The sequence below is a fragment of the Amycolatopsis sp. NPDC026612 genome, from assembly GCF_040638285.1.
In the GTDB taxonomy this organism is placed as follows: domain Bacteria; phylum Actinomycetota; class Actinomycetes; order Mycobacteriales; family Pseudonocardiaceae; genus Amycolatopsis.
On the sequence record NZ_JBEZYB010000021.1, the window covers coordinates 92,527 to 105,690 of the forward strand.

The window sequence follows — 13,164 nt, forward strand, 5'->3', positions numbered from 1 at the left end:
GATGTGCTCCCGGCCGACCCTAACGGAGATCACCGACAGGAACGGTCGGTCGTTCGCCGGGGGCGGACGGCCTTCGGTGCCGGCGATCGGCGAGCGGTAGCGTTCCCGGGGTGGCCGTGACCGATCCCGTGGATGCCCGCCTGCTCGCCGCGCTCGCCGACCTCGGCAAGGCGGCCGTGCACGAGCTGGCGGCGAAGGTCGGCATGGATCCCCGCGAGGTCGCCTACCGGCTGGTGGCCCTCTCCGGCAGCGGGCTCCCCCTGCTCGTCGGCGTCGAAAGCGACCCGAACGGCCTCCGCGCGGCCATCGCCGGCACACCGCCGTCGTGGGCGAACCGGCCGCCGCAGCAGTTCCCGCCGCCGTCCCAGCCGGTGCCGTCCCAGCCGGTGCCGTCCCAGCCGGTGCCGTCCCAGCCGGTGCCGCAGCAGCCGGTGCCGCCGATGCCGCCGCCGGTTCAGGGGACGCCCTCGGGGCCGTACACCGTCCAAGGCGCGCCGTCCGGGCCGTACACCGTCCAAGGCGCGCTTTCGGGGCCGTACACCGTCCAGGGCACGCCGTCCGGGCGGTACCCGGGTCCGCCGCCCCGGCACCCGCAGCCCCCGCGCCCGCCTCAGCAGTTCCCGCCGCCGGTACCGCTCGACCCGGCCGTGAGCACGTGGGGCGTGCCGCAGACGGCGTCCTGGGCCCGCGGCGACGAACCCGCCCGGCCGAGCGCGCCCGCCACCGGCAAGAAGGGCAGGCTCGGCGAGGTCATGGAGACCCAGGGCCTGGAGGGCGAGCGGCTGTCGGTGCAGCTGCTGGAGGTGCAGGACCCGGCCGACTACCTGTTCGGCGCGGCCGGGTACCGCCTGGAGGACGGCGAACGCTCGGTGGTGGTGCACACCGAGATCACCAACCGCGGGCCGATCCCGTTCGCGTCCCTGCCGGACAACTACCTCGAACTGCTCGCCGCCGACGGCACGGCGATCGGCAAGGCGCCGGTGTCGCTGACTTCGCGGCCGCCGCACAAGATCGGCGTCGCCCCTGGCGAGACCCTGGGCGGCCACACGGTGTACGTCCTGCCGGACACCACGCGCGTGGTCTCGGTCCGCTGGAGCCCGCGACCGGAGCCGGACGAGCGCACGCTGACCTGGGCGATCGAGGACTAGTAGCTTTCCTCGCGCAGGGTTTCCAGTGCCTTCGCCAGGTCGTCGGGGTACTCCGACTCGAACTCGACCCAGCGGCCGTCCGCGGGGTGCGCGAACGCCAGCGTCTTCGCGTGCAGCCACTGGCGGCTGAGGCCGAGGTGGCGGGCCAGCACCGGGTCGGCGCCGTAGGTCAGGTCGCCGACGCACGGGTGCCGCAGCGCCGAGAAGTGGACGCGGATCTGGTGCGTCCGCCCGGTCTCGAGCTTGATGTGCGTGAGCGACGCCGCGCGGAACGCCTCGACCACTTCGTAGTGCGTCACGCTCGGGCGGCCGCCCTGGACCACCGCGAACTTGTAGTCGTGGCGCGGGTGGCGGTCGATGGGGGCGTCGATCGTGCCGCGCATCGGGTCCGGGTGACCCTGGACGATCGCGTGGTAGCCCTTGTCGACCGTGCGTTCCTTGAACGCGCGCTTGAGCACGGTGTACGCGTGCTCGCTCTTGGCCACCACCATCACGCCGGTGGTGCCCGCGTCGAGCCGGTGGACCACGCCCTGGCGCTCGGCCGCGCCCGACGTGGCGATCCGCAGGCCGGCCGCGGCGAGACCGCCGACGACCGTCGGGCCCGTCCAGCCCGGGCTCGGGTGCACCGCGACGCCGACCGGCTTCGAGATCACGACGATGTCGTCGTCGTCGTGGAGGATGCGCATGCCCGCGACGGGCTCGGCGACGACCTCCACCGGGTTCGCCGGCGCCGGCAGCGTGATCTCCAGCAGCCCACCGCCGGAGAGCCGGTCGGACTTGCCGGCCGGACGGCCGTCGAGCAGCACGTCCCCGGCTTCGGCGAGTTCGGCGACGACCGTGCGGGACAGCCCGAGCAGCTTGGCGAGACCGGCGTCGACCCGCATCCCGTCGAGCCCGTCGGGCACCGGGAGCATCCTCGACGTCACGCCTGCTCCTCCTGTGCCTTGTCGATCGTCTTCTCGAGCTTCTTGTCCTTGGTCGACGTGCCGTCGTAGTCCTTGCCCAGCAGGGAAAGCAGCACGATCAGGGCACCGCCGACGCAGATCGCCGAGTCGGCGATGTTGAAGATCGCGAAGCCCTTGCCGTTGGGCGCGAACGCCGAGATGAAGTCGACGACGTGGCCCTGCAGGCCGCCGGGCGCGCGGAAGATGCGGTCGGTCAGGTTGCCGGTGGCGCCGGCGAGCACGAGGCCGAGGCCGATCGCCCAGCCGATCGAGCGCAGCCGCCGCGACAGCCAGATGATCGCGATGATCACGGCCAGCGCGACCAGGGCGAGCACCCACGTCATGCCGGTGGCCATCGAGAACGCGGCACCGGGATTGCGGATCACCTGCAGGTAGATCAGCCCGCCGAGGATCCGGACCGGCTCCTTGCCCTCCAGGTTGGCGGTGACCAGGTTCTTCGTCACCAGGTCGATCGCCCAGAACACGACGGCGACGGCGAACACCCAGCCGACCCGCCGCTTCGGCAGCAGCGGCTTCGCCGGGACCTCCGGGTTCTCGGGCGCGTCGGCCTCGGGATCGGGCACGGCCTCGGCGGGGACGTCGATGTCGGTGTCGGGTTCGGAGTGGCTGGGCTCGGTGCTCACCGGTCCATTGTCCACGGCGCTGGTCAGGCCGTGTCGGGCCCGTCCGGCCGAGGGCCCAGGAGCACGGCGAACGCGGCCGCGAACAGCACGCCCGCCGCGGCGAGCGCCCCCGTCGACGGCGGCTGGAAAACGAGCGTGACCAGCACGAACACCGCGGCGACGGCCACCAGGAACCGGCTGCGCTCGTATCCGGCCAGCAGCAGGAGACCCAGCGCCGCCAGCAGCGGGCCGCGCAGGTCGCCGCCCAGCCGGAACTGGAGGGCGCCGACCAGGTCGAGCAGCGGGACGGCGGCCAGCGCCCCGAGGGTGCCGAGCAGGAACCGCCCGGGACGCGGGGGCGTGCCCGCCCTGCGCAGCTCTCGCCAGTACCAGGCGGCCACGGCGAGCACCACGCCGGCGAGACCGGCGAGCCAGCCGAGCGTCGCCGAGGGCACCACGTCCACCGCGACCGCGGTCATCGAACCCGGCCCGCCACCGACCCCGCCGGTGCCGAAGCCGGACAGGCTCTGGGAAAGCTGGTAGCCCGTCGCGAACTGCCCGATCGGCGCGGGCTCGTCCGGCATCAGGTCGACGACCACCATCACCAGCTGCGCGAACCCCAGCGCGGCCAGCGGGAACCAGTACCGCCGTGCACTCCCCATCGCCTCAGGCTATCGGGTGCGGGTTTCCGCGCAGCAGGGGCGATGAAGGCCGCGAGCAGCGCGCCGACGGTGCCGAGGACGAACCGCCCGGTGCGTGAACCCCGGCAGGACCAACGAAACCCATCGGCCCGGGCGGGCGCTCAGCAGAAGGGCGGCAGCTCCCGCGGGTCGCCCACCGGGGCCCAGCGGCCGTCCACCTTCGCGTACTCCCAGCGGGCTCCGCGCGCGACGATCTGCCGCAGCGCCAGCACCACGCGGTCGACGTGTTCTTCCGTGCTGCCCAGGCCGAGGCTGACGCGGACCGCCTGCTGCCCGGCGCCGCCGGTGACGGCGATCAGCCGCCGCGCCGCGACGTGGGCGCAGAACGCGCCGTCGCGGACGCCGATGCCGTACTCGGCCGACAGCACCGCGGCGAGCCAGCCGGGGTCGAAGCCGTCGACGACGAAGCTCACCGTGGCGACCCGGTCGACCGGCGCGTCGAACAGCCGCAGTTCGGCGCAGCCCGGGATGCCCTCGAGTCCCTTGCGCAGCCGGGCGAGCAGGGCCTGCTCGTGCGCCTCGACGGCGGCCCAGTTCCGGCTCAGGGTTTCGCACGCGACGCCGAGCGCGTACACGCCGACAGTGTTGGGCGAACCGGCTTCGTGGCGCTCCGGCCCGCTGTTCCAGACGACGGCGTCCTCGGTGACGAGCTTGGTCGCACCGCCGCCGGCGAGGTACGGCCGGGCCGCGCGCAGCCAGTCGGCGCGGCCGATCAGCGCGCCCGCACCGAAGGGGGCGTACAGCTTGTGGCCGGACAGCGCGACGTAGTCGACGTCCAGTTCCTTGATCGAGATCCGGCGGTGCGGGGCCAGCTGGGCGGCGTCGAGCGCGACGCGGGCGCCGTGCCTGCGCGCCACGGCGGCGATCTCCGCCACCGGGAGCAGCTCACCGGTCACGTTGGACGCTCCGGTGACGACCACGAGCCGCGGTCCCTGCGGGGAATCCGCGAGCGCTTCGTCCACAGCGGACACCGCGGCCAGCCGGGTGCGCGGGGTCGGCAGCCGCCGGACGTTCGGGCCCGCCCACGGCAGCAGCGCGGCGTGGTGCTCGGTGTCGAACACGACCACCGTGGTGTGCCGCGGCAGGCTGCGGGCGAGCAGGTTGAACGAGTCGGTGGTGTTGCGGGTGAAGACGACGGTGTCGGCCTGCCGGGCACCGGTGAACCGGCGCAGGGTGTCGCGGGTCCGCTCGTAGAGCCGGGTGGAGACCTGCGACGCGAAGCCCGCGCCGCGGTGGACGCTGGCGTACCAAGGCAGGAACTCGTCGACGGCGCTGCGGACGGCGTCGAGGCACGGGGCGCTCGCGGCGTGGTCGAGGTTGGCGTAGCCGATGTCGCCGCCGGTGACGAGCGGCACCCGCAGCGACGCGCCGGCGACGGCGGGGATGTCTTGGGAGACCACGGTTTCGAGCTGGGTGCGATCGATGGCGAGAGTCATCGGGGTGCCTCCTCGGCAGTCCGGGGGACCCCCGGCGAGGGGCCCGCGCTTGCCCGTCGCACGGCGCGACCGGCCCGGTCTTCACCCGGGGCACCCCACCGCGGTAGGAGGGTTGCCGGCCAGCAAGCCGGGGCTTCGCGCTGGCACTCATGACCTGGCTCCGAAGGTAACCGAGAGTGTGTCCGGTGGCCAACCCCGCTTCACGATGTGAGACGCCGATCACAAGCGCCCGCTTCACGCGCGGAGCTGCGTCAGGCCCTCGCGCGGAAGCGGCCCGGCAGCGGGACGACGGTGTCGTCCGCGACGTGCGTCGCGGTGCCCGAGTACTGCTCGGTCCCCGCGGCGAAACGCCAGCCGCCGAGGGTCTTGCCGTCGACCGGCTCACCCGCGGCCGCCGCGACCGTCGTCGAAATCCGGGCGAAGGCGACGTTGTCCCAGTCGCCCGCGGCCGCGTCCGGGAGCGTCCAGAGCGTGAAGTGCACGTGGGCGCCGGTGCTGCTGCCACCGCACGGGAGCGCGTTGCCGGTCGAGCCGAGCACTGCACCGGCCTCGACGTGCTCACCGTCGGTGACCTGGATGCCTTCCAAGTGGTAGTAGCCGGTCCGCCAGCTGCCCGCGTGATCGACGGTCACCCAGTCGCCGCCCGAACAGTGCTGCAGGTGGACGGTGCCGGCCAGCGCCGCCCGCACCGTGCCGTCGGCGGGGCTGAAGTCGATGGCGTTCTTCACGCCGGCGTTGCCGTCGTCGGAGTGGATGCCCGCCGAGTAGACCTGCTGGCCGGCTTCGAACGGCAGGGCGAAGGCCGGGAAGGGCCCCGCGGCGGCGGCTACAGGGGCGGAGAGGAGCCCCACGGCCGCGACGACCGCTGCGGCCAGGCTCGTCCCCCGCACGGAAAGTTTCGTCACCGTGTGCACTCCTTCGGCGCCATGTTCACTCGATCGAGCGCACATTAAGCCAAAAGAGGGACTACTGGGAAGCCTGTTCGTGAATTTCCGTTATTGGCCGGACTCGCCCTTCCAGCGAGCCAGGCGGCCGGCCCGGTCGACGGCCCGGAGCCGGCGTTCGGCCGTGTCGCGGACGGCCGTCGTCGTGACGACCAGCAGCTGGTCGTGCTCCTGCAGCCGGCTGGTCTTCTGCGGCGTGAAGCTGGCGCCTTGACGCACGACCAGGCTGATCGTCGCCCCGACGGGCAGCCGCAGCTCGGACAGGTAGACGCCGTGCAGTTTCGACCCGGGCTGGATCCGGACCTGCAGCAGCTCGGCCCCCAGCTCGTCCAGCGGCGCGGAGTCGACCTCGATCTCGTGCGCCTCGGACTTCCTGGCCAGCCCGAGCCGGCGCGCGAGCGGGCCGAGCGTCGCCCCCTGCACCAACGTCAGCACGACGACCAGCACGAACACCGCGTCGACCAGCCGCTGCGCGCCCGGCAGTCCCTGCGACAGCGGGATCATGGCGAGCACGATCGGCACGGCGCCGCGGAGCCCGGCCCACGACAGGAACGCCTGTTCCCGCCACGGCAGCCGGAACGGCAGCATCGACAGCACGACCGAGACCGGCCGCGCCAGCAGCAGCACGACAGCGCCCGCGACCAGGCCCGGCACGATCGCGTCGAGCAGCCGCCCCGGCGAGGCGAACAGGCCGAGCAGCACGAACAGCCCGATCTGCGCCAGCCAGCCCAGGCCCTCGGCGAACGACAGCGTGTCCGACCGGTGCGGCAGCCGCGAATTGCCGAGCACCAGCGCGGCGACGTAGGTGGCGAGCAGCCCGGACGCGTGCAGCAGCTGCCCGGACGAGTACGCCACGACGCACACGGCGACCGTGGCGAGCGGGTAGAGCCCGGTCGCCGGCAGCGCGGCCCGGCGCAGCGCGAACCCGCCGAGCCAGCCGAAGGCGAGCCCGATGACCAGGCCCGCCGTCAGCTCGTAGACCACCAGCAGCGGCAGCGTCCAGTCCACAGTGGTGCCTTCGGCCAGCACCACGACGGCGATGTAGGCCGGCGCGTCGTTGATGCCCGACTCGAGCTCGAGCGCGCCGGTGAGCCGTTTGCCGATCCCCGCTGTGCGGAGCACCGAAAACACCGCGGCCGCGTCGGTGGAGGCGAGCACCGCGCCCCACAGCAGCGCCAGCCGCCAGTCGAGGCCCAGCAGCCAGTGCAGGGCCGCACCGGTGACCGCGACGCTCACCACCACCGCCACTGTGGACAGTGCGATTCCGATGCCCAGCGAGGGTTTCACCGCGGACCATCGCGTGGTCAGCCCGCCCTCGGCGAGGATCATGACGAGGGCGGCGAGGCCGAGCGACTGGGTCAGCTCGGGGTTGTCGAACCGGATGCCGAAGCCGGCTTCGCCCAGCACCACGCCGATCCCCAGGTACAGCAGCAGCGAGGGGAGACCGAGCCGGATCGACACGCGCACGGCCAGCACGGACGCGAGGAGCACAACGCCGCCGACGCCGAGCAGCACGGGAAGCTGGTCCATGCCGCCTCCCTCCCGAGTGCCGTGGGGCCCTCAGAATAGTGAGGCGCGGACGTTAACTCGTTCGTGTACCGCTGCCCGGCGCCGGACACCCGGTGTGTTAGGGCCCCGCCCCGGCACCGAGCGCGTCGAGATCGACGCCGAGCACCGCGAACGGCTCCCCCGCCGCCGGCAGCACCTTGACCGCGCGGTGCCCGTCCCTGGCCACCCAGCCGGCGTCGACCGCCCGGTCGAGCAACGCCGCCGGCAGGGCGCCGGCGAGGTGGTCGCGGCGTTCCGTCCAATCCAGACAGTCGCGCAGCAGCGACCGCCGCCCGGCCGCGACCGGCACGCCGAGGGTCGCCAGCGCCTCGCGGCCACGCGGGGTCAGCGCCAGCCCGCCGGCCACGTCGACCAGCCCGGCCGCGAGCATGCCGTCGCGGAGGGCGACGCCGAGCCGGCCGGCGAGGTGGTCGTAGCAGGTCCGCGCGAACCCGAGCCGCCGCACCCGCAGCGACGGCTTCAGGCCGGTCACCGGCCGGTGCTCGGCGTGCTGGGCCAGGTGCTCGATCAGCTCGGCCACGCGCGGATCGGCGATCCGGACGTAGCTGGCGCGCCCCTGCTTCACCCGGGCGACGAACCCGGCACCGGCCAGCCGGGTGACGTGCTCGCTCGCCGTCGAGAGCGCGATCCCGGCCGCTTTCGCGAGTTCACCGACCGTCCAGGCCCGCCCGTCCAGCAGCACGAGGCACATGGTGGCCCGGCTCGGGTCGGCGAGCACGGCGGCCACCTCGGCCAGTGCGATCGTCTCCATGCGCCCACGGTACGGCCCGCACCCTTCGGCCCCCACCGAAGCAAAGCGTAGCTTTCACGTGAAAGCTACGCTTTGGGCCGGGGTCAGAGGGCCTTGAGGAACTTGGCGGCCAAGCTGACTGCCGGGCCCGAGTCGTTCGAGTTCTCCAGGACCACCGCGAAAGCGACGTTTCCGCGGTAGCCGACGAACCAGCCGGTGGCCTGCTTGCCGTCACCGAACTGGGCGGTGCCGGTCTTGCCGAAGACGCTCCCGGCGGACGCGGCGGCGCGGCCGGTGCCGCTGGTGACCACCGCGCGCATCATCTTCCGCACCTCGCCGAGCGCCGACGACGGCGGCGGCGAGTAGCCCTTGACCACCGTGGTGTCGAGGTCGTGCCACAGCCTCGGCGTGATCGCCTTGCCGGTGGCGACCGTGGCGGCCATCAGCGTGCCGCCGAGGGCGCTGACCTGGATCCGGCCCTGGCCGAAGCCGTCCTCGACCTGCTCGTCCTTGCTCGCCGCGGGCTCGACCTTCCCCAGTTCGGTCTTCAGCCCGGGGATCTCGTAGTCGGCGTTGAGGCCCAGCTCGTCGGCCGCCTTCTTCAGCCCGTCCGCGGGCAGGGCGAGCGCGAGCTGCCCGAACGTCGTGTTGCAGGAGCGCGCGAACGCCGTCTGCAGGTTCGTCGCGCCCAGCTCGAAGCCTTCGTTCTTGACGGTCCGCGTGCCGATCGTCGCGACGCCGGGGCAGTCGACCGGCGAAGCCGCGGAGAGCCCGCTCTGCTGGACCGCGGCGACCGACGTCGCGATCTTGAACGACGATCCCGGCTCGTACAGGCCGTTGAGCGCCTTCGGCGAGTTCCCGGCGGCGGCGTTCTGCGCGACGGCGAGGATGTCGCCCGACCCCGTGTCGAGGGCGACGAGCATCGCCGACCCCTGGTAACCGTCCACCGCGGCCTGCGCGGCGTTCTGCGTGGCCAGGCTCAGGCTCGACACGAGCGGCTTCGCCCCTTCGGCCGACGTCTTCCCGAACAGCGTCTCGACGCTCTTGCCGCCGGTGTCGACGCGCTCGACGGCGAAGCCGCCGCCGGCCGCCGCCGTGACCTGCCCGACGAGCGCCGAGCGCAGCAGCGGGGCCGGGTTGCCGTCGGCCGGCCGCACGCCGCCGGAGCCGGTGATGACGAGGGGCTTGCCGTCGCGGTCGGCGACCGCGGTGGTGTCCTGCGCCGCCGTGCTGATCACCAGCCGCTGGCCCGCCTCCAGCTTCGGGTGCAGCAGCGACGGCGCCCAGTGCACGAGCCACTTGCCGCCGGCCAGCGCGAGCTGGAACGGCACGTCGTAGGTCCAGACTTTGCCCGGCTTCAGCGTCCACGCCAGGCTGAAGGTCCCGTCCGTCTGCTTCGCCCCGGCCGCGGTCGGCTGCAGCTCGGTCAGCTTGGCGCTCACCGACGCCGGGTTCAGCGTGTTCCGGGTGCTCCGCAGGGCCACCGCGGCGGCCGTGGCGTCGTCGGTCAGCCGGCTCGCCGCGTCGGGATCGTTCTCGGACAGGTCCTGCAGGTACTCGCTGATCGCCGACTTCGGGTCGATGGCGCCGGGTTTCTCCACCGCTGTCGCGCCGGCGGCCGCTTCCGGTGTCGAACCCCCGCCGTTCAGCAGGAAGAACGCCGCCACCACGACCACGACAACCAGCAGCGCACCGCCGATCAGGATCCCTCGTCTTTTGGCCGGACTCATTCCCGCGTACCCCTCCCCCAAGGTGCCGCCCCGCTCGGGGTGGCCGGTCGAGTCTGCACCCTACCGGCCACCCCCGGCAATCAGGCCTTCGCCACCGCCACGGTCACCTTCGTGCCGTCGCCGACCGTGCCGGCGAAGCCTTCGGTGGCCGGGCCGTGGGTCACCGACGTCGCCAGCGTCTCCGACGCGAGGAACTCCTGGTGCGTCCGAGCCGCTTCGACGACCTCGGCAGGAGCGTCGACCGTCAGCGCGATCCGGTCGGCGACGTCGAGCCCGGCGTCCCGGCGCGCCTGCTGCACGACCCGGACCAGGTCGCGGACCAGGCCCTCGGCCGCCAGCTCCGGCGTCACCTCGGTGTCGATCAGCACCAGTCCCGAGCCGCCGGGCAGCTCCGCCGCCGCGCCGCCGCCCTTGGCGACCAGCCGCCGTTCGAACTCGCCGTCCCGCAGCGCGATGCCCGCCGCGACCACGGCGCCGCCCTGGAACGCCCAGTCACCCGCCTTGACCGCCTTGATCACCGTCTGGACGTCCTTGCCGAGGCGCGGGCCGGCGGCGCGGGCGTTCACCGCGACCTCGAACCCGCCGTGCGCGGCGACGTCGGTGGTCAGCTCGACCTCCTTGACGTTCACCTCGTCCCGCAGGATGTCGGAGAACGGCGCCATCGAATCGGCGTCGCCGGCCGCCACGACCAGCGAAGCCAGCGGCAGCCGCACGCGCAGCTTGTTCGCCTTCCGCAGCGACAGCGCCGACGACGCCACCTGCCGCACCCGGTCCATCGCGGTGACCAGCGCCGCGTCCGCGGGCAGGTCGTTCGCGTTCGGCCAGTCGGTCAGGTGCACCGAGCGGCCGCCGGTGAGGCCGCGCCAGACGACCTCGGTGGTCAGCGGCAGCAGCGGCGCCGTCACCCGCGAAGTCACCTCCAGCACCGTGTGGAGCGTGTCGATCGCGTCCGCCTCGCCCGCCCAGAAGCGGTCGCGCGAGCGGCGCACGTACCAGTTCGTCAGTACCTCGAGGAAGTCACGGACGGTCTGGCACGCGCCCGCGACGTCGTAGCTGTCCATCGCGTACTCGACGTCGGTGACCAGCTCGTGCGTCTTCGCCAGGACGTACCGGTCGAGCACGTTCGGCGAGTCCGTGCGCCACTTCCCGTCCACGCCTTCCGCGTTCGCGTACAGCGCGAGGAAGTAGTACGAGTTCCACAGCGGCAGCACCGCCTGGCGGACGGCGTCGCGGATGCCCTTGTCGGTGACGACGAGGTTGCCGCCGCGCAGGATCGGGCTCGCCATCAGGTACCAGCGCATGGCGTCGGAGCCGTCGCGCTCGAAGACCTCGTTGACGTCCGGGTAGTTGCGCAGCGACTTCGACATCTTCGCGCCGTCCGAGCCCAGCACGATGCCGTGCGAGACGCAGGTGCGGAACGCCGGCCGGTCGAACAGCGCCGTCGCCAGGACGTGCAGCAGGTAGAACCAGCCGCGGGTCTGCCCGATGTACTCGACGATGAAGTCGCTCGGGTAGTGGTGCTCGAACCACTCGGCGTTCTCGAACGGGTAGTGCACCTGGGCGTACGGCATCGAGCCCGAGTCGAACCAGACGTCGAGGACGTCCGTGACGCGGCGCATCGTGGACTTCCCGGTCGGGTCGTCCGGGTTCGGCCGGGTCAGCTCGTCGATGTAGGGCCGGTGCAGGTTGTCCAGCCGCACGCCGAAGTCGGCCTCCAGCTCGTCGAGCGAGCCGTAGACGTCGGTGCGCGGGTAGGCCGGGTCGTCGGACTGCCACACGGGGATCGGCGTGCCGAAGTACCGGTTGCGGGAGATCGACCAGTCGATCGCGTTCTCCAGCCACTTCCCGAACTGGCCGTCCTTGACGTTCTCGGGGTACCAGGTGATCTGCTGGTTCAGCTCGACCATCCGGTCCTTGAACTGCGTCACCGCGACGAACCACGACGAGACCGCGCGGTAGATCAGCGGGTTCCGGCAGCGCCAGCAGTGCGGGTAGGAGTGGTCGTAGGTTTCGTGCCGCAGCAGCAAAGCGCCCTGCTGCGCGGCCGCTCCCGTGCCGTTCTTGAGGTCGCGCACGATGTTCGGGTTGGCGTCGAACACCTGCTGGCCTTCGTAGTCCGGCACGGTCGCGTCGAACTTGCCGTGCGCGTCGACCGGCGTGACCGGCGGGATGCCGGCGGCGTCGGTGACGAGCTTGTCGTCGGCGCCGTACGCGGGGGCGATGTGGACGATCCCGGTGCCGTCGTCGGTGGTGACGTAGTCGGCGGCCAGCACCTGGTGCGCGTTCTCGGTGCCGGTGAAGTACGGGAACGGCGGTGCGTACCGGGTGCCGAGCAGCTGCGCGCCGGTGTAGTGCGCGCGGATCGTGGGTTCCTCGCCGAGTTCACGCGCGTACGCGGCGACCCGCGCTTCGGCGAGCAGGAACCGCTTGCCGGGGAAGTTTTCGCTCTCCACGACGACGTACTGCACCTCGGGGTGCACGGCGGTGGCGAGGTTCGACGGCAGCGTCCACGGCGTCGTCGTCCAGATCAGCAGGTAGGTGCCGTCGAGGTCGGTCCCGTTGCCCTCCAGCCGGAAGCCGACCGTGACGGCCGGGTCCTGCCGGTTGCGGTAGACGTCGGCGTCCATGCCCAGTTCGTGGTTGGACAGCGGGGTCTCGTCGCGCCAGCAGTACGGCAGGACGCGGTAGCCCTCGTAGACGAGTCCCTTGTCCCACAGGCGCTTGAACGCCCAGAGCACCGACTCCATGTACGTGACGTCGAGGGTCTTGTAGTCGTTGTCGAAGTCGACCCAGCGCGCCTGGCGGGTGACGTACTCGCGCCACTCGTCGGTGTAGCGCAGCACGGACTCGCGCGAAGCCTCGTTGAACTTCGCGATGCCCATCTCTTCGATCTCGGCCTTCTCCGTGATCCCGAGCTGGCGCATGGCTTCGAGCTCGGCGGGCAGGCCGTGGGTGTCCCAGCCGAACCGGCGCTCGACCTTGCGGCCCTTCATCGTCTGGTAGCGCGGCACCAGGTCCTTGACGTACCCGGTGAGCAGGTGGCCGTAGTGCGGCAGGCCGTTGGCGAAGGGCGGGCCGTCGTAGAAGACGTACTCGTTGTCGCCGTGCTGGCCCGCGGGGCGCGCGTCGATGCTCGCCTGGAACGTCCGGTCCGTCTCCCAGTAGGCGAGGACCTGCTTCTCCAGTGCGGGGAACGACGGCTGCGACGGGACTCCGGCGCCGTCGTCGAGCTGGGCCTGGGGGTACATCCGGGTGCTCCTCGGTTCGTCGCTCGCGTACGGACGACCGGCGCTGCACCGGTCACCCACACGGGGACGAGACGCCTCGGCGTTCCGCGGT

10 protein-coding genes and 1 riboswitch are annotated in these 13,164 nt (G+C 72.5%); of the genes, 1 reads left to right on the top strand and 9 read right to left on the bottom strand.

Annotated elements, in window-relative coordinates; genetic code table 11:
• Positions 1 to 110: 110 nt before the first annotated feature.
• The gene (locus tag AB0F15_RS21125; protein WP_360272648.1) at positions 111 to 1,148 is read left to right on the top strand and encodes an AsnC family protein; all 1,038 of its coding nucleotides are present in this window, start codon (positions 111 to 113) and stop codon (positions 1,146 to 1,148) included.
• On the opposite strand, the gene AB0F15_RS21130 is transcribed toward AB0F15_RS21125, so the two are convergent.
• From AB0F15_RS21130 to ileS, 9 genes are all read right to left on the bottom strand, one after another.
• Entirely contained in the window at positions 1,145 to 2,074 is a 930-nt protein-coding gene (locus tag AB0F15_RS21130; protein ID WP_360272651.1) for an RluA family pseudouridine synthase, read from the bottom strand. The genes AB0F15_RS21125 and AB0F15_RS21130 overlap by 4 nt on opposite strands.
• Positions 2,071 to 2,736: a signal peptidase II gene (lspA, locus tag AB0F15_RS21135; RefSeq protein ID WP_360272654.1), complete on the bottom strand. Its 666-nt coding sequence runs from the start codon at positions 2,734 to 2,736 to the stop codon at positions 2,071 to 2,073. The genes AB0F15_RS21130 and lspA overlap by 4 nt, the downstream gene beginning before the upstream one ends.
• 23 nt (positions 2,737 to 2,759) lie before the next feature.
• Complete coding sequence (locus AB0F15_RS21140; RefSeq protein ID WP_360272656.1) at positions 2,760 to 3,377, bottom strand: hypothetical protein; 618 nt, start codon at positions 3,375 to 3,377, stop codon at positions 2,760 to 2,762.
• A 140-nt stretch (positions 3,378 to 3,517) separates the two neighbouring features.
• Positions 3,518 to 4,852, bottom strand: coding sequence for an aminotransferase class V-fold PLP-dependent enzyme (locus AB0F15_RS21145; protein ID WP_360272659.1), 1,335 nt, complete (start codon positions 4,850 to 4,852; stop codon positions 3,518 to 3,520).
• Positions 4,853 to 4,892: 40 nt separating this feature from the next.
• A riboswitch (SAM riboswitch) is annotated at positions 4,893 to 5,007 on the bottom strand.
• Between the two features lie 96 nt (positions 5,008 to 5,103).
• Complete coding sequence (locus AB0F15_RS21150) at positions 5,104 to 5,757, bottom strand: M23 family metallopeptidase (protein ID WP_360272662.1); 654 nt, start codon at positions 5,755 to 5,757, stop codon at positions 5,104 to 5,106.
• Between the two features lie 90 nt (positions 5,758 to 5,847).
• Complete coding sequence (locus tag AB0F15_RS21155; protein ID WP_360272664.1) at positions 5,848 to 7,326, bottom strand: potassium/proton antiporter; 1,479 nt, start codon at positions 7,324 to 7,326, stop codon at positions 5,848 to 5,850.
• Between the two features lie 97 nt (positions 7,327 to 7,423).
• On the bottom strand, positions 7,424 to 8,116 hold the full coding sequence (locus AB0F15_RS21160) for a metalloregulator ArsR/SmtB family transcription factor (RefSeq protein ID WP_360272666.1): 693 nt from the start codon (positions 8,114 to 8,116) through the stop codon (positions 7,424 to 7,426).
• 83 nt (positions 8,117 to 8,199) lie between these two features.
• Positions 8,200 to 9,825 (bottom strand): penicillin-binding transpeptidase domain-containing protein, encoded by a 1,626-nt coding sequence (locus tag AB0F15_RS21165; protein WP_360272669.1) that lies wholly within the window; start codon positions 9,823 to 9,825, stop codon positions 8,200 to 8,202.
• An 80-nt stretch (positions 9,826 to 9,905) separates the two neighbouring features.
• Positions 9,906 to 13,073: an isoleucine--tRNA ligase gene (gene ileS, locus AB0F15_RS21170; RefSeq protein WP_360272672.1), complete on the bottom strand. Its 3,168-nt coding sequence runs from the start codon at positions 13,071 to 13,073 to the stop codon at positions 9,906 to 9,908.
• Positions 13,074 to 13,164 lie beyond the last annotated feature (91 nt).